17 protein-coding genes are annotated in these 22,019 nt (G+C 72.0%); 12 read left to right on the top strand and 5 right to left on the bottom strand.

Annotated features, from left to right (window positions below):
- Positions 1 to 23: 23 nt before the first annotated feature.
- Positions 24 to 1,052, bottom strand: coding sequence for an aldo/keto reductase (locus tag ACFVQ0_RS29200; protein WP_390092177.1), 1,029 nt, complete (start codon positions 1,050 to 1,052; stop codon positions 24 to 26).
- Positions 1,053 to 1,174: 122 nt separating this feature from the next.
- On the opposite strand from ACFVQ0_RS29200, the gene ACFVQ0_RS29205 reads away from it, so the two are divergent.
- On the top strand, positions 1,175 to 1,798 hold the full coding sequence (locus tag ACFVQ0_RS29205; protein ID WP_390092178.1) for a TetR/AcrR family transcriptional regulator: 624 nt from the start codon (positions 1,175 to 1,177) through the stop codon (positions 1,796 to 1,798).
- Between the two features lie 42 nt (positions 1,799 to 1,840).
- On the opposite strand, the gene ACFVQ0_RS29210 is transcribed toward ACFVQ0_RS29205, so the two are convergent.
- Entirely contained in the window at positions 1,841 to 2,968 is a 1,128-nt protein-coding gene (locus ACFVQ0_RS29210) for a LacI family DNA-binding transcriptional regulator (RefSeq protein ID WP_390092179.1), read from the bottom strand.
- 225 nt (positions 2,969 to 3,193) lie between these two features.
- Here ACFVQ0_RS29210 and ACFVQ0_RS29215 point away from each other — a divergent pair, with 225 nt between their 5' ends.
- The 11 genes from ACFVQ0_RS29215 to ACFVQ0_RS29265 all read left to right on the top strand — a co-directional run bounded on the left by ACFVQ0_RS29215 (position 3,194) and on the right by ACFVQ0_RS29265 (position 17,178).
- Positions 3,194 to 4,468 carry an ABC transporter substrate-binding protein gene (locus tag ACFVQ0_RS29215; protein ID WP_390092180.1) on the top strand — a complete coding sequence of 425 codons (1,275 nt, stop codon included), beginning with the start codon at positions 3,194 to 3,196 and terminating at the stop codon, positions 4,466 to 4,468.
- Between the two features lie 138 nt (positions 4,469 to 4,606).
- Positions 4,607 to 5,449, top strand: a complete 843-nt coding sequence (locus tag ACFVQ0_RS29220; RefSeq protein WP_390092181.1) for a carbohydrate ABC transporter permease — start codon at positions 4,607 to 4,609, stop codon at positions 5,447 to 5,449.
- Positions 5,436 to 6,359: a carbohydrate ABC transporter permease gene (locus ACFVQ0_RS29225; protein ID WP_390092182.1), complete on the top strand. Its 924-nt coding sequence runs from the start codon at positions 5,436 to 5,438 to the stop codon at positions 6,357 to 6,359. Before ACFVQ0_RS29220 ends, ACFVQ0_RS29225 begins: the two co-directional genes overlap by 14 nt.
- Positions 6,360 to 6,403: 44 nt before the next feature.
- The gene (locus ACFVQ0_RS29230; RefSeq protein WP_390092183.1) at positions 6,404 to 7,168 is read left to right on the top strand and encodes an SDR family NAD(P)-dependent oxidoreductase; all 765 of its coding nucleotides are present in this window, start codon (positions 6,404 to 6,406) and stop codon (positions 7,166 to 7,168) included.
- Positions 7,156 to 8,943: a heparinase II/III family protein gene (locus ACFVQ0_RS29235; RefSeq protein ID WP_390092184.1), complete on the top strand. Its 1,788-nt coding sequence runs from the start codon at positions 7,156 to 7,158 to the stop codon at positions 8,941 to 8,943. The genes ACFVQ0_RS29230 and ACFVQ0_RS29235 overlap by 13 nt, the downstream gene beginning before the upstream one ends.
- 3 nt (positions 8,944 to 8,946) lie before the next feature.
- Positions 8,947 to 10,926: a hypothetical protein gene (locus tag ACFVQ0_RS29240; protein ID WP_390092185.1), complete on the top strand. Its 1,980-nt coding sequence runs from the start codon at positions 8,947 to 8,949 to the stop codon at positions 10,924 to 10,926.
- Between the two features lie 3 nt (positions 10,927 to 10,929).
- Entirely contained in the window at positions 10,930 to 11,532 is a 603-nt protein-coding gene (locus ACFVQ0_RS29245; protein ID WP_390092186.1) for a hypothetical protein, read from the top strand.
- Entirely contained in the window at positions 11,529 to 12,608 is a 1,080-nt protein-coding gene (locus ACFVQ0_RS29250) for a DUF1565 domain-containing protein (protein WP_390092187.1), read from the top strand. Before ACFVQ0_RS29245 ends, ACFVQ0_RS29250 begins: the two co-directional genes overlap by 4 nt.
- Entirely contained in the window at positions 12,596 to 13,756 is a 1,161-nt protein-coding gene (locus tag ACFVQ0_RS29255; protein WP_390092188.1) for an SGNH/GDSL hydrolase family protein, read from the top strand. The genes ACFVQ0_RS29250 and ACFVQ0_RS29255 overlap by 13 nt, the downstream gene beginning before the upstream one ends.
- Before the next feature lie 10 nt (positions 13,757 to 13,766).
- Entirely contained in the window at positions 13,767 to 16,199 is a 2,433-nt protein-coding gene (locus ACFVQ0_RS29260; RefSeq protein ID WP_390092189.1) for a polysaccharide lyase 8 family protein, read from the top strand.
- Between the two features lie 4 nt (positions 16,200 to 16,203).
- A complete protein-coding gene (locus ACFVQ0_RS29265) occupies positions 16,204 to 17,178 on the top strand; it encodes an acetylxylan esterase (RefSeq protein ID WP_390092190.1) in 975 nt (324 codons plus the stop codon).
- A 7-nt stretch (positions 17,179 to 17,185) separates the two neighbouring features.
- Here ACFVQ0_RS29265 and ACFVQ0_RS29270 read toward each other — a convergent pair whose 3' ends face one another.
- The 3 genes from ACFVQ0_RS29270 to ACFVQ0_RS29280 form a co-directional block, all read right to left on the bottom strand.
- Positions 17,186 to 18,730 carry a phytoene desaturase family protein gene (locus tag ACFVQ0_RS29270; RefSeq protein ID WP_390092191.1) on the bottom strand — a complete coding sequence of 515 codons (1,545 nt, stop codon included), beginning with the start codon at positions 18,728 to 18,730 and terminating at the stop codon, positions 17,186 to 17,188.
- A 91-nt stretch (positions 18,731 to 18,821) separates the two neighbouring features.
- On the bottom strand, positions 18,822 to 21,068 hold the full coding sequence (locus ACFVQ0_RS29275; protein ID WP_390092192.1) for a tetratricopeptide repeat protein: 2,247 nt from the start codon (positions 21,066 to 21,068) through the stop codon (positions 18,822 to 18,824).
- Positions 21,069 to 21,085: 17 nt separating this feature from the next.
- Positions 21,086 to 21,985 carry an oxygenase MpaB family protein gene (locus ACFVQ0_RS29280; RefSeq protein WP_390092193.1) on the bottom strand — a complete coding sequence of 300 codons (900 nt, stop codon included), beginning with the start codon at positions 21,983 to 21,985 and terminating at the stop codon, positions 21,086 to 21,088.
- Positions 21,986 to 22,019: the final 34 nt, after the last annotated feature.

The raw sequence follows: 22,019 nt of genomic DNA on the forward strand, positions 1-22,019 counted from the left end.
GGTCCGGCCGCCGGACGGCCCGATCAGGCGGCGGAGCGCTCGCCGGCCACGCGCCGGCGCAGCGCGGCCTGCCCGATGGCGGGCGGGTCGTAGGCCATGTCGAGCATCCCGACGTCGGTGCCGGGCGGCACGATGGCGTCGATCCGGTCGAAGACCTCGTCGGTGAGTACGGTCCCCTCACCGGCGAGCAGGTCGTCGAGGTGCTCCATGGTGCGCGGGCCGATGATCGCCGAGGTGACACCGGGGTGGGCGATGGCGAAGGCCATCGCCAGGTGGGTCAGGGACATCCCCGCCTCCTGGGCCACCGGGATGAGCTGTTCGACCGTGTCGAGCCGCCGCTCGTCGCTCAGGTGCCGGTAACCGCGGGCCGCCCGGACGCTGTCGGTCCCGGCGCCCTTGCGGAAGCGGCCGGTGAGCAGCCCCTGCGCGAGCGGGCTCCAGACCATGGCGCCCATGCCGTAGCGCTCACAGACGGGCAGCACCTCGCGTTCGATCCCCCGGTTGAGGATCGAGTACGGCGGCTGCTCGGTGCGGAAGCGCTCCAGGCCGCGCCGCTCGGCGGTCCACTGCGCCTCGACGATGTCCGACGCGGGGAAGGTGGAGGAGCCGATGGCGCGTACCTTGCCCGCGCGCACCAGGTCGGTGAGGGCGGAGAGGGTCTCCTCCACGTCGGTGTCGGGGGCGGGCCGGTGGACCTGGAAGAGGTCGACGTGGTCGGTGCCCAGCCTGCGCAGGGAGTCCTCCAGCGCGCGGACCAGCCAGCGCCGCGAATTGCCCTGCTGGTTGGGGTCGTCGCCCATCGGGAGGTGCGCCTTGGTAGCCAGCACCACCGTGTCGCGGCGGCCCTTGAGCGCCTTTCCGACGATCTCCTCGGACTCACCGCGCGAGTAGGCGTCGGCGGTGTCGACGAAGTTGATCCCCGCATCCAGCGCCTTGTGGATGATCCGGACGGACTCGTCGTGATCGCGGTTGCCCGCGGCACCGAACATCATCGCGCCGAGACAGTACGGGCTGACCTTGATGCCTGTTCGGCCCAGTGTGCGGTAGTTCATGGTTCTCCTCGTACCTTGACCGATGCCCGGCAGAGCGCACCCAGGCGCTACGCTGGGACAAACGGAACAGCGTTCGACCTAGAACGATACGGAACAGCGTTCCGCTTAGCAAGGGGAGCAGCGTGCACGAGGAAACGGACCGGGAGACCTGTGCCGGAACGACCGGGGCGCGGCCCGGCAAGCGCCTGCGCGCCGACGCGCGGCGCAGCACCGACGCCCTGCTGACAGCGGCCGCGGAGGTCTTCGCCACCTCTGGGGTCGACGCGCCCGTACGTCAGATCACCGCCAAGGCCGGCGTGGGTGCCGGCACTCTCTACCGGCACTTCCCGCAGCGCTCCGACCTCATCGCCGCGGTCTTCCGCAACGAGGTCGACGCCTGCGCCGACGCCGCGGAACCCCTCGCGGCGCAGCACGAGCCGGCCGAGGCGCTCGTCGGATGGCTGCAGCGCTTCGCGGTCTTCATCGGCACGAAGCGCGGGCTGGGCGCCGCCCTCCACTCGGGCGACCGGGCCTACGACAGCCTGCCCGATTACTTCCAGCAGCGATTCGTGCCCGTACTCGGCGCACTCCTGGACACCGCGGCGCGGGCGGGCGAGATCCGGTCCGACATCGGCCCGGACGATCTGCTGCGCGCCACGGGCAACCTGGCCATGCCCGCCCACGACGACGGGGAGGGCCACACCCAGCGGATGGTCGCGCTACTCGTCGACGGGCTGCGCTACGGCGCCCGGCCACGGGGGAACTGACCGCGCGCCCTGGGCGGCGTCCCCGCGTTCACCGCCGCCCGGTCAGCCGCGCGCCCCCGCCGTCGAGGCGGCCTTCGGGGCCGCCGGCTCACCGACGCGGGTCCGGCTCGCCGGCACCGCCGCCGCGTCGGGCGCCTGCGCGGTCGACTTCCGTACGACGAGCCTCGGCCTGATGAGCAGCGAACGCCCCGCGACCGGCTCGGAGTCGATGCGTGCGCGCAGCTGCTGAAACGTCTCGGCGGCCATCTCCGTCAGCGGCTGGCGGACCGTGGTGAGCGGTGGCTCGAAGAGGTCGGCGAGCAGGATGTCGTCGAACCCGACCACGGAGACGTCCTGCCCGGCGCTGCGTCCGGCGTCCTTCGCACCCCGGCAGATCCCGATCGCGCACATGTCGTTGATGGCGACGAACGCGGTGGGCGGGCGCGGCCTGCCGAGAAGCTCGCGGGCGGCGTTGCGGCCCAGCTCCGCGGCGTCCTTGTCACCGAACTCGGCGGTGTCGGCGCCGGGCCAGACGATCGCGTCGGCGGGATCGAGACCGGCCGACTCCAGGGCGGCCCGGAATCCGCGCAGTCGGTCGCGGCGGTTGACACTGTTGACCGAGCCGGAGACGAACGCCAGCCTGCGGTGGCCCAGCTCAAGCAGATGCCGGGTGGCCAGCTCGGCGCCCATCGCGTTGTCGACGCTGATGGAGGACAGCGAGGGCGGGTCGCCCGCCTGGGCGGTGCGGTCGAACGCCACCATCTTCAGGCCGCGCCCGAGCAGCGGCGCGACATGGTCGAGCGAGGGCAGCGAGGAACAGAGCACCACACCGCTCACCCCGTCGGCCAGCAGCTCCTCGCTGTACTTGAGCTCGCGGGCCGGGTCGCGCTCGCTGTTGCAGAGCAGTACGTGGTAGCCGTCGGCCAGCGCGATGGCCTCCAGCTCGCGGGCGAGCGACCCCCAGAAGGGGTTGGCGACGGACGGCACGATCAGGCCGATGACCTTGATCCGGCCGGTGCGCAGCATCCGCGCCGCACGGTTGGGCCGGTAGCTGAGCTGCTCGATCACCTGCTCCACGCGCGCCAGGGTGGCCGCCTGCATACGGTCCGTACGCCCGTTGAGGACGTTCGACACGGTGCTCGCGGATACACCCGCGGCCTCCGCGACCTGATGGATCGTTACCCCGCTCATGCCACCTCCGGTTCGGAACGCGTTCAGCCAGACTAGTGTACCGATTTACTGAACTCTCTTCACCGGTACACCTGTTAACTTCCCTGAAAATTGTTGTGCATCAGCTGTTGACGCGCCTCTTAGGGCGTTCCTAGTCTCAGTGCATCGATTTACCAGCGCTTCCCAGCCATGGCCGGGTTGCCATCGCTGGATCGATCCACTGCCTCCACCTCAAAAGGGGTGCCCATGGAACTCAAACGACGGTCGCTGCTCGCTGCCATCGGCGCCGGTACCGCCGCGGCCGCACTCTCCGGCTGCGGCACCGGCTCCTCCTCGGCCGCCGGCGGCTCCGCCGACGGTCCCGCCGAGGGCGAGATCACGCTGCTCACCCCGATCTACGAGGGCGCCGACGGCAAGACGCTGTTGGAGAAGCAGATCCTCGGCGGCTTCCGGAAGAAGTATCCGGACGTCAAGGTGAACGTGGACTACACCACGTACGCGCAGCTCAACGAGAAGATCACCACGGGACTCGCGGGCGGTCTGCTGCCCGACGTGCTGATGATGGGCGTCGGCTGGATCCCGCCGTTCGCGGCCAAGAAGGCGATCGCCCCGCTGCCCGAGAAGTTCGCCACCGCGCACGACTACGAGAAGCGGGTGCTGGAGCCCTCGCGCTACGACGGCAAGCTGTACGCGCTGCCGGTGGTGCTGGACACCCGCATCGTCGTCTACCGCAAGGATCACTTCGCCGAGGCCGGGATCAAGAAGACCCCGGCCAACTGGGCGGAGCTGCGGGCCGTCGCCAAGCAGCTGACGAAGGGCGGCCGGATCGGCTTCGACCCGTTCTCCATCGATCTGCGGCAGTGCTGGGAGACCTTCCTCTTCGCCAACGGCGGTCAGCTGTTCAGCGAGGACGGCAAGAAGGTGCTGTTCACCGACAACCGGGGCGTCGAGGCGCTGCAGTTCTTCAAGGATCTGTCGAAGGACGGTTCCGCCGACTACACGAAGAAGACGGACGCCGGCGCACCGTCGAACGTCCAGACCGGCAAGGCGTCGATGATGATGACGACCAGCGCCCTGTGGGAACAGTGCCGTGAGCAGTCGCCTGACCTCCTGAAGAACGACACGCTCGGCTGCTTCGTCCTCGCCAACCGCCGTCCGGCGATGCTCCAGGGCGGCACGCTGGTCTCCCAGTCGGCGAGTTCCAAGCACCCCGCGGCCGCCCGTGCGCTGGTCGAGTACCTCGCCACGCCGGAATCGATCCTGGGCGCGGCCAAGCAGCGCGGTTCCGTGCCGGGGCTCAAGGACCTCAACGAATCCGGCTATGTGAAGGAGAACAAGTTCGTCGATCTGTCGCTGCGGAACATGAGCGCCGCGCGCTCCGAGGGCGGCACGGCCGCGTGGATGGAGATCCGCGAGAAGATCAAGCCGACGCTTGAGCCCGCGATCGTGGGCGGACAGTCCGCGAAGGACGCCATCGCGGAACTCGGCCGGCTGGCCGAGGCCGCCATCGGCCGGATGTGAGGCGTCACTGTGGGAGCTGTATCCGTACTGAAGGCACGGCCCGCGCGGCCTCCTTCCCCGACTGAGCACAGCGCGCCGGCGACCCGGCGCTCGCGCAGGACCCCGACGGGCCCCGGTCGTCGCAGGCGACGGGCCGGCATGCTCATGGTGGCACCCGCCCTGCTGCACGCCTCGCTCTGGATCGGGCTCCCGGTCGTCGCGGCGGTCGTCCTGGCCTTCACCAAGTACGACGTGCTGACGCCGCCGCAGTTCGTGGGGTTCGACAACTTCCGGGACATGCTGGACGACGCGGTCTTCCGCAAGTCCATCGTGAACACCGTCATCTACACCTTCTTCACCGTGCCGTTCGGCATGGCGCTGGGGCTGCTGGCGGCGCTCGCCCTGCACACGGGCCTCAAGGCTCGCGGCGTCTTCCGCACCGCGATCTTCCTGCCGCAGGTCACCGCGACGGTGGCCATCGCCCTGGTCTGGCTGTGGATCTACAACCCGGGCAACGGGCTGTTCAACACCCTGCTCTCCTTCGTCGGCGTCCAGGGGCCGGCCTGGCTCTCCTCGACCTCGTGGGCGATGCCGTCGGTGATCCTGGTCGGCATCTGGCAGGGCATCGGCATGAAGATGCTCATCTACTTGGCCGCCCTGCAGTCCCTGCCGAAGGAGCTGTACGAAGCGGCCTCGGTGGACGGCGCCTCGAAGGTCCGGCAGTTCTTCTCGATCACCCTGCCGCTGCTGAAACCGGCGACGTTCTTCGTGCTCATCACCTCGATGATCAACGCGTTCCAGTCCTTCGACCAGATCTACATCCTGACCGACGGCGGACCGGCCAACAGCACCACGATGATGACGTACGAGATCTACAAGTCCGCCTTCCGGGAGTTCCGCGTCGGCTACGCCTGCGCCCAGTCCCTGGTGCTGTTCGTCCTGCTGATGGGCTTCACCCTGGTCAACCGGCGGATCATGGGAGGCACCCGTGGCCACAGCTGAGCTGCACAAGCCCGGGGCCCTGCGTCCGCCCCGGCCCGCCGCGAAGGGCGGCCGCCGCTCCGCCGGCCGGATCGCGCTGTTCCTGACACTCTGCGTCGTCTCGCTGCTGATGGTGGTGCCGTTCGTCTGGATGGTGCTGACCTCCCTCAAGACACCGGTGGAGATCGCGTCGCAGGACGCCGGACTGCTGCCGGAACACTGGGAGTTCGGCAACTACGTCGACGCGCTGAAGGCCGCGCCCTTCGCCACGTACGCCCGCAACAGCTTCATCATCGCGTTCAGCCACACCCTCATCAACGTCCTGGTGGCGTCGATGGCGGGGTACTCACTGGCCCGGATCAGGTTCCGGGGCAGCGAGGTCATCTTCTACCTGTTCATCGCGGCGCTGATGATCCCGACGTACACCAAGGTGCTGCCGGAGTTCCTGATCGTCCGCTTCATGCCGCTGGCCGGGGGCAACGACCTCTTCGGCCAGGGCGGCAGCGGCTGGCTGGACTCCTGGTGGGCGCTCATCGTGCCCGGCGCGGTCACCCCGTTCGCAGTCTTCCTCTTCCGGCAGTTCTACCTGGACCTGCCGGTGGAGCTGGAGGAGGCCGCCCGGCTCGACGGGCTCGGGGAGTTCCGGATCTACTCCAGGATCATGTCCCCGCAGGTCAAGCCGGCCTTCATCACGGTGGCGCTGCTGACCTTCGAGTCCTCCTGGAACAACTTCCTGTGGCCGTTGCTGGTGACCCATTCGGACAACCTCCGGGTGATCCAGGTCGGGCTCTCCGTCTTCAAGACCGAGAACGGCACCCAGTGGCACTTCCTGATGGCGGGCACCACGCTCGCCACCCTGCCCATGGTCGTTCTCTTCCTCATCGGCCAGCGCTATTTCGTGCAGGGCTTCGCAACCGCCGGTCTCAAGTGACCGGTCCCGGTCCTGAGTGACCGGATATCGAAAGGTTTCCCCCCATGTCTGCTGATCTCCAAGGTTCCCGCGCGCTGGTGACCGGAGCGGGCCACGGCATCGGCCGTGCCATCGCCGTCGCCCTCGCGGAGGCCGGCGCCGATGTCGCCGTCCACTACCACTCCTCCGCGGAGGAGGCCGCGAAGACGGTCTCCGAGATCGAGGCGCTGGGCCGCCGGGCCAAGGCGTTCCAGGCCGATGTGACGGTGACGTCCGAGGTGGACCGCTTCGTCGAGGAGGCGACCGGATTCCTCGGCGGCCTGGACGTCCTGGTCTGCAACGCGGGCCATCTGATCGGCCGGGCGAAGATCGCCGAGATGTCCGACGACCACTTCGAGCGGGTCATCTCCACCAACCTGACCTCGACATTCCGCACCGTGCGGGCCGCTCTGCCGCATCTGACGAAGTCGCCGGCCGGGCGCGTCATCACCATGGCCTCGCTCGCCGCGCACAACGGCGGCGGCCCCGGCTCGGTCGCCTACGCGGCGGCCAAGGCCGGAGTCGTCGGCTTCACCAAGGGCTTGGCCAAGGAGCTCGGCTCCACCGGCATCACGGTGAACGCCGTGGCGCCCGGCTTCATCAAGGGCACCGCCTTCCACGACACGTTCACCGCGCCCCAGGCGCAGGAGGCGATGGAGGCGGGCATCCCGGTGGGCCGGGCCGGCACTCCGCAGGACGTCGGCTCCGCCGTCGTCCACCTCGCGTCGCCCGCGTCCGGCTTCCTGACCGCCACCACGGTGGACATCGACGGTGGCGTGTGGCCGCGTTGAGGGGGATCGCCCGGGAGCGGGGCGGCTGGTGGCACGCGTACGTGTGCCCGGCGCACGGGGTGGAGCTGGATCACGGCGATGTGCTCGGCGGGGTGTTCCCCGAGGGCGGCGCGCGCTGCGCGTACGGCTGCCGGGTGGACGACGAGGCGGTGCGCGGGGCCTGGCTGGTGCTGTCGCACCAGGCGTGGGCACGGCACCTGCGGGTGCTCGCCCACCGCGGTGAGCGCGCGGAGGCGGTGGCCCGGCTCGTCGAGTACGCGGGTCTGTACGAGGAGCTGGCCACCGCGCAGCACGGCGAGGCGCAGGGCTGGATGCTGCGCGGCCGGCTCTTCCACCAGGCGCTGACCGACGCGATCTGGGCGGTGAACATCGGTCACGCGGTCAGCACGCTCGCCGAGCACGGCACGGATGATCTGGCCGGAGTGCTGCCGCTGCTGGACGCGTTGGAGCGGGCGGCCCTGGACGCCCGGACCGTGCTGACCGGTAAGGGGCAGCTCGCCTCGAACTACACCGCGTGGCTCAACGCCGCGGGGGTGGCCGCCGGTCGCGGCGCCGCCGCGGCGCGCGGGCAGGAGTGGGACGGCGGCAAGGAGTGGCTGGAGGGCGAGCACGGCCTGTACGCGCATCTGCGGGTCGCGGTCGCGCAGGACGGCTGGGAGTGGGAGGGCAGCACCTACTACCACGGGTTCGTGCTGCGGGCGGCGCTGCTCGCGCTCCGGGGGACCGATCCGGCGGCGGTCCCGGCCGATGTGGTGGGCGTGCTGGCCGGGATGACGGACGTGCTGGCGACGATCGCGACACCGGGCGGCATTCTGCCCGCGCTGCACGACGGTCCGTACCTGCGCGGTCCGCTGGCCCTGGAATGGCTCGAACTCATCGCGCTCGCTCAGCAGTTGGTGCCGTCCCCCGCACTGGAGGCGGTGGCCGGGCGGGCCCGTGCCGAGCTCGGTGACGCGGACGACGGTCTCGACCGGGAGCTGGGCGGCTGGTTCACCGGCCCGCCGCTCCCGGAGCGGACCGCGCCCGGTGCGCTGACGGTGTTCGGGGCTGCGGGGTACGGGGTGCTGCGGGTCGCGGGCATCCACGCGCTGCTGGACTTCGGCCCGCACGGCGGTTCGCACGGCCACCGGGACAAGTTGTCTCTTTATCTCTACGGCGATACGACTCCGTGGCAGCCCGACCCCGGTCAGGTCCCCTACGCCCACGCCGAGTTCCGTGATCTGTACGCGTCGACCGAGGCGCATCCGGCGTTCCGGGTGGACGGCGGCGAGCAGGCCGAGTGCACGGGCACGCTGTTGCACTCGGACGACCGCTCGGTGACCGCGGAGGTGACCACCGCGTACGAGGGCGTACGGGCGGTCCGGCGGATCGTGGCGGGCGACGGCTATCTGGTGGACCTGCTGACCGTGGCCGCCGTGGATGACCGGCGCATCACCGCGCAGCTGCGCCCCGGCACCGCCCTGGACGTCCAGTCGCAGGGGGCGGGCCCGGTGCGCACCACCTGGTACGGCGACGAGACGTTGCACGGCTGGCACACGCACCTCGCCGGGGTGCCGGTGCGCCCGGTGAGCACCCCGGGCCCCGGCCCGGCCGACGACCCCCAGCGGGTGCGGACCCGGGTCGACTTCACCGCCGTCACCGACCGGGTCACCTTCGCCTCGGTGTACCAGGCCGGGTCCGCCGGGCCCGCCGTCACCGACGTGACGCTGACGGAGGACGGGCTGACGGTCCGGCTCGCGGACGGCGGCACCACACGGTTCCGATCGGAGGACTGACCCTTGTTGCTCTCGGCTACCCCGCCGCCAGGACCGCGCCCCGCACAGGAGGCCCGGCTGTACGAGGAGGCCGCCCGTCACCGCGGGCTGACCCCGCCCCGTACGCACCCGCTGGCCAGCATCACCTGGCTGGGCCCGGCGGCGTCCAACCCGGCCCTGGCCTACCGGGTGGGCGGCGATCCGGCCCATCTGGCGGAGAGCCTGCGGTGGATCGAGGCCGCGGTGCGGCTGCCCCACTGGGGCAAGGCCCATATGCCGGACCACGACCTGGACGCCGGCTGGCTGCTGCACCACCTGTCCCTCGCGTACAAGTGGATCGGCGACGAACTGCCGGACGGGGTACGGGCGCTGCTGCGGTACAAGCTGCTGCTCCAGGGGCGGCGGATGTACGAGTACGCGGTGGCGAGCGAGGGCAGCTGGTGGTCCTCCTCGTACTGGCAGAACCACAACTGGATCTGCTACGCGGGGCTGGCGACGGCCGGGTACGTGCTCGGCAAGGAGGAGTGGACCGAGCGCGCCAAGGACAATCTCGGGACCGTGCTCGACCTGATGCCGGAGGACGGCTCGCACGCGGAGGGCGTCGTGTACTGGCGCTACGGCGTGCCCTTCCTCGCCATCCATCTTGACCTCCTGAAGGAGGCCGAGGGCATCGACTGGTGGGACCGCGGCGGGTTCATGTCCCACACGTTCCGCTACCGGCTGCACCAGACCGCGCCCGGCTTCGCGTTCAACGTCGACCACGGTGACTGCCACGACCGGCGCAGCGGCCACAGCGCCGGGCTCTACTACCGCCTCGGTGCGCAGTACGGCATCCCTGAGGCCCAGTGGATGGGTGATCTGGCCTCGGGCGAGCTGCTGTGGAAGGAGGCGGCCGAGAGCGGTGTGCGGCCGGGGATCCTGCCGGAGGCCTACCTCGAATACCTCTGGTACGACCCGTCCGTGGCGGCCGCGAGGCCCACCGAGACGCGGGCGTTCTTCCCGGACCTGGGGCTGCTCGCCGCCCGTACCGGATGGGACGACGACGCCACCCTGGTCTCGTTCAAGGCGAGCCCCGGCGGGGGCCACCGGGCCTGGGAGACGGCCGCGAAACACCGGGCGGAGAAGGGCTGGGAGACCCTCAACCAGGGCCACCACCACCCCGATTCGGGCTCGTTCGTGCTGGTCTCGCAGGGCGCGTTCCTCGCGGTGGACGAGGGCTACAGCAACCGCAAGAAGGCCGCGCACCACAATCTGCTGCTGGTGGACGGGCAGGGGTACGCGGACGAGGACCGGTACCACGTGTACCGCGACATCCCCTTCGAACGGCAGGCCCGGCAGCGCGATGTGCTGCTCTCCGCCGACTGCGGATGGGCGCACGCGACGGCGGAGATCGCCGCGATGTACGACCCCGCGCTCGGGGTGCGGAGGCTGGACCGGACGCTGGTGTTCACCCCGTCCGGCCGGCTGGTGCTGCTGGACCTCGCAGAGGCGGACGCGGCACGTGAGTGGACGTTCCTGCTCCAGACGGACGGGCCCACGGAGGTCCGGCCCGACGGCAGCCGGCTGATCCGCTCCGGCGAGGCCTGCGCACGGGTGCGGCAGTTCGCGCCCACCGATGGCGAGACCGTCAGCGAGGTCACAGAGGTGGTGGCCAACCCGACGTCCAGCACGCCGGAACTGAGCCTCACCCGGACCCTGCACACGCTGCGTTCGACGACCGCCAGGTCCGCCGAGGGGCTCTTCCTCACGGCGATCGGCCCGCGGACGGGGGCGGACGCCGCGCAGGTCCCCTGTGCGGCGGGGCACGGAGTGACGTTCGGTACGGAGACCGTGCTGCTCTCCCCCGTCGTCCGCCGGATCCGTACCGAAGGCGTCGGCGCCGACGCCGCGGCCGTACTGCTCACCACGGACGGCGCCCCGTACGTGGTGGCGGCCACCCGGCTCGAACTGGACGGCGTGGTCGTCCTCGACGTGCCGGAACCGTACACAGGAAAGGTCGGCTGACCGATGCGGGCAACTCTCTCGTCCAACTGGCCGACGCTGCTGCGGCGGCTGGAGTTCGTGGCCTACCCGGCCGCCGCCGGGGCCGCGTTCGTCGTGCTGTCGCTGGGGGTGGTCACCTGGCTGCCCGCGCTCGCCGCGATGGCGCACGGTCTCCAGCGGTGGCGGGCCGAGGGAGACAGCCACTGCTTCGCCAACACCTTCGCGTCCTTCCCCCGGTACTGGCGCTCCCTGTGGCGGCACGGGCTGGCCTCCACGGCGGCGGCCGCCGTCCTGACCGCCAACATCGCCTATCTGCTGGGCCGTTCTGAGCCGTGGACATTCGTGCTGCTCGCCGCCCAGGCGGGCATCGCGGCCGCCCTGGTCATCCACCATGTGGCGCTCGCGGCCGAGGCCGCCCGTACGCCGGGCGGGACCCTCCGCGACTGGACCCGCCGGGCGCTGGCGCTCGGTTTCGGCTCGGCCGCCCGGGGCACCGCCCTGCTCGGCGCGGTGATCTCCGCCGTACTGCTCTCCCTCGTCGTACCGCTGGGGCCACTGCTTCTCGGCCCGAGCATCCCCGTACTGCTCGCTCTGTCCTTCGCTGATCCCAGGAGGCACACCTCATGAGCCACGCACTGCGCACCACCCTCGTCGCCGCACTCGCGGTCGGTACCCCGCTCGCCCTCGCCCCGCCGTCGGTGGCAGCCACGGCCGCCACCTCCTACTACGTGTCGCCGTCCGGCAGCGACACCAACTCCGGTACGTCGGCGGGGTCCCCGTTCGCCACCATCCAGAAGGCCCTCGACCTGGCGCCGGCGGGCGCGGTGGTGAACCTCGCCGCGGGCACGTACAAGCAGGACGTCGTCACGGAGCGCGCCGGGGTCACGCTCACCGGCCCGTCGAACGCGGTGGTGAAGGGCGCCGGCGACGCCCGGATCATCCAGGTGCGGCACGACTCGACGACGCTGAGCGGATTCACCGTGGACGGGCTGCACGGCTCGTCCAGCGATGTGTCGGGGTACCGCCTCAAGCTCATATATGTCATGAGCACGACTCCGGGGGACGGTGTGGGCGGTCTGCGCATCACCGATATGACCCTGAAGAACGCGGCGGACGAATGTCTGCGGGTGCGCTACCTGGTGACCGGCGCCGAGATCTCCGGCAACACGATCAGGGACTGCGGTGTCGCGGACTTCAAGTTCGGCGGCGGCGGCAAGAACGGCGAGGGCATCTACCTCGGCACGGCCCCCGAGCAGCAGGGCGCGAACGGTGCCCCGGACTCGGCCCCCGACATCAGCCGCGACAACCGCATCCACCACAACACGATCACCACCCGTGGCAACGAGTGCGTCGACGTGAAGGAGAACTCGACCAACAACTACGTCGAGTACAACGACTGCAGCCAGCAGCAGGACCCCAGCTCCGGCGGGCTCGACGCACGCGGCAGCGGCAACATCTTCCGCTACAACACCATCCACGACAACGTCGGCGCGGGCATCCGGCTCGGCGGTGACACCGCCACCGACGGCACCGCGACCAGCGTCTACGGCAACACCATCACCGGCAACGCGGGCGGCGGCATCAAGTTCATGCGGACCCCGCAGGGCCCCGTCTGCACCAACACGATGAGCGGGAACACCGGCGGCGACGCGGTCGGCACCTACGGCAGCGAGTACGCCCCGACCGGCGCGTGCCCGCAGTGAGCGGCCGGGGGCCCGCGAGACGCGGGGTACTGACGGCCGCCGCCGGACTGGCCGCCGTCGCGGTGGCGGCGCCGGGCGCGCAGGCCGCCGGAGGCACGGGCGGCGACGCGCGCCGCTCGCGCTGGACGACCTCCTGGGCGACCGCGCAGACCGCGCCGACCGAGACCGACCCGGTGGCGAGCGCCGGGCTGACGGACGCGACGTTCACCGCGCGGGTCCGGTTGTCGGCCGGCGGACAGGTGCGGCTGCGCTACGGGCACGCCTTCGGCACCGTACCCGTACTGATCGGCCCGGTGACCGCGGGCGGCAGGCCCGTGACGTTCGGCGGGCAGCGGCAGGCGTGGCTCGCCGCGGGCGCCTCGCTGACCAGTGACGCGGTCGCCGGACCGCGGGCGGCGGAGGGCTCCCTGCTGACCGTGCGTACCGAACTGCCGGGCCCCACCGGGCCGTTGTCCTTCCACCGCAACACCCACGCCTCGCACGACGTCGACGGGGAGCGCACCACTTCGGTGTACCTGCTGACCGGCGTCGAGGTGACGGGCGCGCACGGGCCGGTGGTGGCGGTGCTCGGCGACTCCATCGCGGAGGGCGTCGGCACGCCGGACGACTCCGATCTCCGCTGGCCGGACCAGCTCGCCCGGCGGCTGCCCGGCTCCGCGGTCGCGGATCTCGGGATCAGCGGCAACCGGGTGCTGCTGGACGACGCCCGGTTCGGCCCCGGCGGACAGGCCAGGTTCGACCGCGACGTGCTGTCGCTGCCCGGACTGCGTACCGTCCTGGTCCACCTCGGCGTCAACGACCTCCAGCAGCCGCCGAGCCAGACGGACCCCGCGCTCGTGCTGGCCGGCTACCGGCAGCTGGTGCTGCGCTCACGGGACGCCGGGCTGCGGGCGGTCGGCGCGACCATCGCCCCGTTCGGGGGCTGGACCCGCTGGACGCCCGAGCTGGAGACGGTGCGGCTGCGGATCAACGCGGCGGTGCGGACCGGCCGCGTCTTCGACGCCGTGGCCGACTTCGACGCGGCGCTGCGGGACCCGGACCGTCCGGAGCGGCTGCGGTCCGCGTACGACAGCGGCGACGGGCTCCACCCCAACCCTTCCGGCCATGCGGCGCTCGCCGCGGCCGTCGACCGCCGACACCTTCTGTGAGGGCAGCGCCATGAACCCAGGCACCACCCACGGCACCAACGGCACCACCACCCGCCGCACCGTCCTGGCGGGCGCGGCGGCCCTCGGCGCGGCCGCCGCCCTGCCGCTCGTACTCCCTGCGGGCAGCGCGCGGGCCGCCGCCGCGGACCCGGCCGACGACGCCGCCTCGCTGCGCGTCCGGTGGCACACCCTGCTCACCGGCGGCCCCGGCCTCGACCTGACGGACCAGCGGATCGCCGCCGCCGTGGCCCGGATCGGCAAGGCCGCGACGACCTCCGCCAAGGGCCTGGACCCCACGCGCACCGACGGGCTGTTCCCGGACCTGACCAGCACCACGCTCTCCAACCACGTCACCACCTCGTTCAAGCGGCTCGCCACGGTCGCGACCGCGTGGGCCGTGCCCGGCACTCCCCAGTACGGCGACACCGCCTTGCGCGATCTGCTGCTGGGCGGCATCGACTGGATGCTGGCCAACCGCTACGGCCCCGAGCACACCCGGTTCGACAACGACTGGGACTGGGAGATCGGCTCCGCGCTCGCCCTCAACGACGCGACGGTCCTGCTGTACGACGCGCTGGGCGCAGAGCGGCTCGCCCGGATCACCTCGGCCGTCCAGCACTACACGCCCGACCCCAACCTGTGGCGGGCCGACCGGCAGATCGCGACCGGCGCCAACCGGGTGTGGATCTCCACCGTCGTCGCCGTCAACGCGGTGCTGCGCGACAGCGGGGACGACCTGGCCAGGGTCCGTGACGCTCTTTCGGACGTCGAGGGTTCGGGCGCCAACAGCGTCCTCGCGTACAACGACGCGAGCGCGGCGGCCGAGGGAACCGGCGAGGGCTTCTACTCCGACGGCTCGTTCCTCCAGCACTACAAGCACCCGTACAACGGCGGCTACGGCAAGGAGCTGCTCAACAACCTCTCCCGGCTGCTGAACCTCCTGGCCGGTACGGCGTGGACGGTCACCGATCCCGACCTGGACAACGTCCGGGGCTGGGTCGACGAGGGCTTCGATCCGTTGCTGGCACGCGGCGACGTGATGGCGTCGGTGTGCGGGCGCGAGATCGCCCGCCCGAGCAAGCAGGGCCACGTCTCGGCACAGACGGTCATCGAGGCGGTGGTCCGGCTGATCCCGGGGTTCCCCGGCGAGACCGCCGACCGGTTCACCGCCCTGGTCAAGCAGTGGATCGCGGAGGACACCTACCGGGACTTCCTCGCCGTCACCGACCTCGCCTCGCTCGTCGCCGCCCGGCAGGTCATCGCCTCTCCGGTACCGGCGCGCGGTCCGCTGGTCGCGCACAAGCAGCACCCCAGGATGGACAAGGCGGCCCACCACCGCCCCTCGTTCGCGCTGGGCATCTCCGCGTACTCGTCCCGGATCTACAACTACGAGTCGATCCAGAACGAGAACCTGCACGCCTGGCACCTCTCCGACGGCATGGTGCTCCTCTACACGGACGACCTCGGTCACTACAGCGAGGACTACTGGCCGACGGTCGACCCGGCGCGGCTGCCCGGCACCACGGTCATCGCGGGCCGGCCCGCCGACGCCGCGGGGCAGCGCACCACCAGCACCGCCGACTGGGCGGGCGGCACCGCGCTGCCGGGCACGACGCTCGGCGCGTACGGAATGGAGCTGCGGGCGTTCGGCAGTTCGCTGGAGGGGCTCAAGAGCTGGTTCTGCCTTGATGACGTCATCGCGTGCGTCGGTTCCGGCATCACCTCCGACGCCGGTACGGCCGAGACGGTCGTGGAGAACCGCAAGCTGCGCGACCCGGCGGCGGCCCTGCTCGTCAACGGCGAGGCCGCCCCCTCGGACTCCGGCTGGTCGGCGCGGCTGGACGAGGTGCGGTGGCTGCACGTCGCCGGGACCGGCGGATACGTCTTCCCGCAGCCCGTCACCGTGCACGGGCTCCGGGAAGACCGGACCGCGACCTGGCGCGAGATCAACCTGAAGTACGGCACGGACACCTCCGTCACCCGCCCCTATCTGACGCTGTGGCAGGACCACGGGACCGCACCGGACGGGGCCGGCTACTTCTGGCTGCAGGCCCCGGCGGCGTCCGCGGAGCGCACGGAGCAGTGGTCGTCCGCGCCCCCGGTGACCCTGGTCGCGGACTCCACCGCCGTACACGCGGTCCGCCGCGCGGCGGACGGACTGCTCGCGGCGAACTTCTGGGCGGCGGGAACCGCGCAGGAGCTCACCTCGGACGGCCCGGCCTCGGTCCTGGTCAGGCCCGACGGAAAGACGGTGACCGTCTCCCTCTCCGACCCGACCCAGCTGCGCTCCTCCGTCGTGCTCGACCTGGCGCTGCGGGGGCTGACCGTGGTCTCCGCCGATCCGGGTGTGAGCACCGCACCGTCCGGCAGCGGCATCCGGATCACCGCCGACACCGCCGGACGCCACGGCGCGACCCTCAACCTCACCCTGAAGAGGAGCTAGACCCTTGCTGTTCGACATGCCACTGGACCGGCTGCGCGACTACCGGCCGGAGCCGGAGGAGCCGGCCGACTTCGACGCCTTCTGGGAGAAGACCCTCACCGAGGCGTCCAGGCACGGACTCGACGCCGAGTTCGTCCCGTACGACGCCGGATTCGCCACCGTCGACGTCCTCGACGTGACGTTCACCGGCTGGGGCGGACAGCCGGTGAAGGCGTGGCTGATGCTGCCCAGGGCCCGCTCGGGTCCGCTGCCCGCCGTGGTGCAGTACATCGGCTACAACGGCGGCCGGGGCATCCCGTACTCCTGGCTGACCTGGAGCGCCCTCGGCTACGCGCACCTGATCATGGACAACCGGGGTCAGGGCGGCGGCGGCAAGAACACCGCCGACACCGTGGACATCGGGCCCGACGGCAACGGCTCCTCCTCCCCCGGCTTCCTGACCCGGGGCATCGAGGACCCCTACCGGCACTACTACCGCCGGCTGATCACGGACGCGGTGCGGGCCGTGGACGCGGTGAAGGCGCACGACGCGGTGGACGCCTCACGCGTCGCGGTGCTCGGCGGCAGCCAGGGCGGCGGCCTCGCGCTCGCCGTGGCCGGGCTGCGGGACGACGTCGTGGCGGCCGTCGCCGATGTGCCGTTCCTCTGCCACTACCGGCGTGCCTCGCAGATCACGGACGCGGGTCCGTACGCGGAGATCGCGCGCTGGCTCTCCGGGCACCGGTTCCGGATCGACGAGGCGATGGAGACCCTGTCGTACTTCGACGGGGTGAACTTCGCGGCGCGGGCCACCGTCCCGGCCTGGTTCTCCGTGGGCCTGATGGACAAGGTCTGCCCGTCGTCCACGGTGTTCGCCGCCTACCACCGCTACGCGGGTCCGGCCGAGATCGAGGTGTTCACGTACAACGGCCACGAGGGCGGCGCGGAGTACGACCTGCCGCGCAAGATCGCGGCCCTGCGCGGCGTGTTCGGGCAGTAGGGCCCGGTCACCGGCCCAGCGCCGCCATCGCGGCGTTGTGGCCGGGCACCCCGCTGACGCCGCCGCCGCGCACCGCGCCCGCGCCGCACAGCAGGATGTTGGGGTGCGCGGTCTCCACACCCCAGCGGCCGGTCGCCTCCGTGGCGTACGGGAAGGCGAGGTCCCGGTGGAAGATGTGGCCGCCGGGCAGCCGCAGCTCCTGCTCCAGGTCCAGCGGGGTCTTCGCCTCGACGCAGGGCTCGCCGTTCCCGTCGAGGGCCAGGCAGTCCGCGATCGGCTCCTCCAGGTGGGAGTCGAGTTCCGCGAGGGTGGCCTTGAGCAGGGCCGCGCGCGTCGCCCCGTTGTCCGCGGCGAACAGCCGGGCCGGGGTGTGCAGGCCGAACAGGGTCAGCGTCTGGTAGCCGCGGGCGGCGAGATCCGGGCCGAGGATCGAGGGGTCCGTCAGCGAGTGGCAGTAGATCTCGGAGGGCGGGGCGGCGGGCAGCCGTCCCGCCGCCGCGTCCCGGTAGGCGTCGGCCAGCTGCCCGTACCCCTCCGCGATGTGGAACGTCCCGGCGAACGCCGCACGCGGGTCCACCGAGCGGTCGCGCAGCCGGGGCAGCCGGGTGAGCAGCATGTTCACCTTCAGCTGGGCACCCTCGGCGGGCGCCGGCGGTTCGTCCCCGAGGAGCGCCGCGAGTGCCTGGGGCGAGGCGTTGACCAGGACCCGGCGGGCGCCGATGGTCCGCTCGCCGCCGTCCGTCCGTACCGTCACCTCGGCGTGCGTGCCGTCGGTTTCGACGCGGATCGCCTCGTGGCCGGTGCGGATGTGGGCCCCGGCCGCGCGCGCCGCCGCCGCGAGGGCGTCGGTGAGCGCGCCCATGCCGCCGACCGGCACGTCCCAGTCGCCGGTGCCGCCGCCGATGACGTGGTAGAGGAAGCAGCGGTTCTGGAGCAGTGAGGGATCGTGTGCGTCGGCGAAGGTGCCGATCAGCGCGTCGGTGAGCACGACGCCGCGTACGAGGTCGTCGTCGAAGTTCTCCTCGACGGCGACGCCGATGGGCTCTTCGAAGAGCATCCGCCAGGCGTCGGCGTCACCGATCCGCTCCCGCAGCGCGTCGCGGGACGGCAGCGGCTCCGTGAGGGTGGGAAAGACCCGCTCCGCGACCTGCCCGGTACGGCGGTAGAACCGCTGCCACGCCTCGTACTCCCGCTCCGAGCCGGTGAGCGCGGCGAAGGACTCGCGGGTCCCGTCGCCGCCGACGAGCAGCCCGGTCGCGCGCCCGTCGCGGACGGCCGGGGTGTAGGAGGAGACGGTCCGTTTGCGTACGGCGAAGTCGAGGCCGAGCTCCCGGACGATCTTCGGCGGCAGCAGGGACACCAGGTACGAGTAGCGCGACAGCCGGGCGTCGACGCCCGCGAAGGGCCGGGTCGAGACGGCCGCTCCCCCGGTGGTGCCCAGGCGTTCCAGGACCAGGACGGACTGCCCGGACCGGGCGAGGTAGGCGGCGGCGACGAGACCGTTGTGGCCGCCGCCCACGATGACTGCGTCATAGCTGTCGGGTACGGGCATGGCTCTTGGTAGCACGGACGGCGGCCGCGGGCCAGAGCGGGCGCAGGGGCGGTGCGGGGGCGGGGGTGCGTCAGAACGGCGGAGCCGTGCGTCAGGCGGGCGGCACGACCCGCTGCCGGCGCAACGCCGCGACCTGCCGGTACAGCCCGACCGCTTCCGTCCCCCGGCCGAGCTGTTCCAGGCAGTGCGCCTCGTCGTTGCGGCTGGCGAGCACGTCCGGGTGGTCGGCGCCGAGCAGCCGGGTGCGCACCTCCGCGACCTGCCGGTAGACGGTGAGCGCCTCGCCCCAGCGGCCGAGCCAGCCGAGGCCGACGGCGACCTCGCGGCGGCTGACGAGGGTGTCCGCGTGGTCGGCGCCCAGGACACGGGTGCGGGTCGCGCACACCTCGCGCGATTCGGCCAGCGCCTCCTCCCAGCGCGCCAGCCGGCCCAGGTTGACGCCCAGTCCGTGGCGGGCGCGGAGGGTCTCGGGGTCGTCGGGACCGCTGACCCTGGTCCGGTCGTCGACGAGCAGCCGGTACAGCTCCAGCGCCTCGGCGCTGCGGCCCAGCCGGCCGAGGCTGATGCCTACCTCGTAGCGGGCCGCGAGGGTGTCGGGGTGGTCGGCGCCCAGCACCTGCGAGCGGCCCTCGACGACCTCCCGGTAGGTCTGCAGGGCCTCTGCCCACCGGCCGAGCCGGCCCAGGGTGTAGCCGACCTCGTAACGGGTGACCAGGGTGTCGGGGTGGGTCGCGCCGAGCAGCCGGGCGCGGGCCTCCGCCACGTCGTGGGCCATCCGGTACGACTCCTCAAGGCGCCCGAGCCGGCTGAGGTTGAACGCAAGGTTGTGGCGGCAGCGCAGGGTGTCGGGGTGGTCGGGTCCCATCGAGCGTTCCCGGGAGGCGAGGACGGCGGTGTAGATCTGGTGGGCCTCGAAGTGACGGTCGAGCTGCCCCAGCACGTAGGCCACTTCCTGGCGGGCTGCGAGGGTCTCCGGGTGGTCGGGGCCGAGCGTCCTGCCGCGGCCCTCCGCGACGAGGCCGAACTCCCGCAGCGCGTCCGACGCCCGCCCGGTGCGGCTGAGGGTGAACCCGACCTCGTAGCGGCTGGCGAGGGTGTCGGGGTGGTCGGCGCCCAGGGCGTGCGCGCGTTCCGCGGCGACGGCCCGGTGGACCTCGCCCGCCTCGTCCCAGTGGCCGAGGCGGCCCAGGTCGAGCCCCGCGCTGTGGCGGCCGGCCAGAAGCGCGAGGTGTTCCGGTGAGGGCGTGTGCCGCTCGGCCGCCGGTGCCGGTCCTGTGCTGCCGGTGGTCCACTGCCCGGTCAGGCCCGTCGAGTGGCCGGGCATCGGGAGGCCTGGTGAGGTGCTGCCCGTCGCCTTGATGCCGCTGGTCATGCCCTGGGTCCAGTCGGGCAGCCGGGGCAGCGGGCCGGTCCGTCCGCCGGGACGCGTGACGGGGAGGGGCGGCGCGAGCGGCACCCGGCCGGCCGGCTCCAGGTACGGCTGTCCGCCGGTGCGGCCGAGGGCGATGCGGCGGCGCAGGTCGCCGGCGTCGGCGGGCCGCTGCTCGGGGGTCTTGGCGAGCAGCTCCAGGACGACGCGGTCGAAGAAGACGGGGAGTTCCGCGCGGTGGCTGCGCGGCGGCTCCGGCTCCGTGTCGCGGTGTCCGACGAGCACGCCCCAGGCGTCGTCGAGGTCGAACGGCGGCGCCCCGGTGGCGATCTCGTACAGCACGCAGCCCAGCGAGTAGAGGTCGCTGCGGTGGTCGATCTGGCCGCCGCTGATCTGCTCGGGCGACATGTAGTGGGGGGTGCCCATGGCGATGCCGACACCGGTGAGGCGTGAGGTGACGCTGATGTCGTGGCCGAGTCGCGCTATGCCGAAGTCGCAGATCTTCACCGTCCCGTCGGACAGCCGCATGATGTTGGCGGGCTTGAGGTCGCGGTGGACGATGCCCTGCTGGTGGGTGTAGCCGAGGGCGTCGGCGACCTGTTCGGCGATGTCGACGACGTCGTCGACCGGCAGCGGGTGCTGTTCGTTGTCCTCCAGGAGCTGGCTGAGGTTGCGGCCGTCGAGGAGCTCCATCACCAGGTAGAGCACGCCCTCGTACTCACCGAAGTCGTGGACGACGGTGACGCCCCGGTGCTGGAGCGCGGCGGCGACCCTGGCCTCCCGGCGGAAGCGCTCGCGCAGGATGCGGGTGAAGTCCTGGTCGTGCTGGGGGCCCATCGGCTTCAGGCATTTGACGGCGACCTGGCGGCCGAGTGACTCGTCACGGGCGCGCCACACCTCGCCCATGCCGCCGCGCCCGATCAGATCGAGCAGTCGGTACCGGCTCTGGATCAGCCTGGTTTCCGCCATCCCCGCTGTCGCCCCCGTCACTCCGCCTGCTGTCGCTGCGCCCTCCCCGGCCCGTCCAGTATGGCTGCCTGCCTCTTCAGTTTGTACGGGGTGGGGCGGCTGCCGGGGCCCAGCCTTGCCATCGCGTTCAGAATATGGCCCGGCGGGAGCTGCCAGCGCAGCCGTGCCGGGATGCCCCGCAGCAGCGTCCCGGCGGTGCGCAGCCGCCGGTCGACAGTGGCGGCCGGGGGCGCGGGTCTGCCGTACAACTCGTGGGCGTACGGGGGCAGCGACTGGTAGGCGAGCGTCGCGACGCGCCGCCAGAGCAGGGCGCGGGCGGGCACCAGCAGCGGGTGGACCGGTGGCCTCCGCAGGAAGTCGTCGACGTCCAGCGCATCGGGTGAGGCGGCCAGTTGAGGCCGTACCCGATCGAAGTACGCGGCGAGCTGTGCGGTGGTGGCGGGTACGCCGGCCGGGTCGAGGCCGACGAGCCGGGCGCCTGTGCGGTGTTCGTCCACGTACCGGTCGGCCTGCGCGCCGGTGAGCGGGAAGCCGGAGCGCCGTTCGACCTGGAGGTAGGAGTCGGCCTCCGCGCAGTGGACCCACAGCAGCAGTTCGGGGTCGTCGATGCCGTACGTCTCGCCGGTGCGCGGGTCGGTGGCCTTGAGGAGGCGGTGGATCCGGCGGACCCGGGCGCCCGCCCGCTCGGCTGCTTCGGTGGTGCCGTAGGTGATGGTCCCGACGAATCCGGCCGTGCGCATCAGCCGGCCCCAGGCGTCCTCGCGGAAGTCGGAGTTCTGCATGACGCCGCGCACCGCCCGGGGGTGCAGCGCCTGGAGGTACAGGGCGCGCACCCCCGCCACCCACATCATCGGGTCGCCGTGGATCTGCCAGGTGACCGATTCGGGCCCGAAGAGCCCGGGGTCGGCTTCCGTCATGTGGTCCCGCCTCCCGCTCGGCCGTGCACCCCCC

Origin of the sequence: Streptomyces sp. NPDC057900 (assembly GCF_042887885.1) — a bacterium.
Classification (GTDB): Bacteria; Actinomycetota; Actinomycetes; order Streptomycetales; family Streptomycetaceae; genus Streptomyces.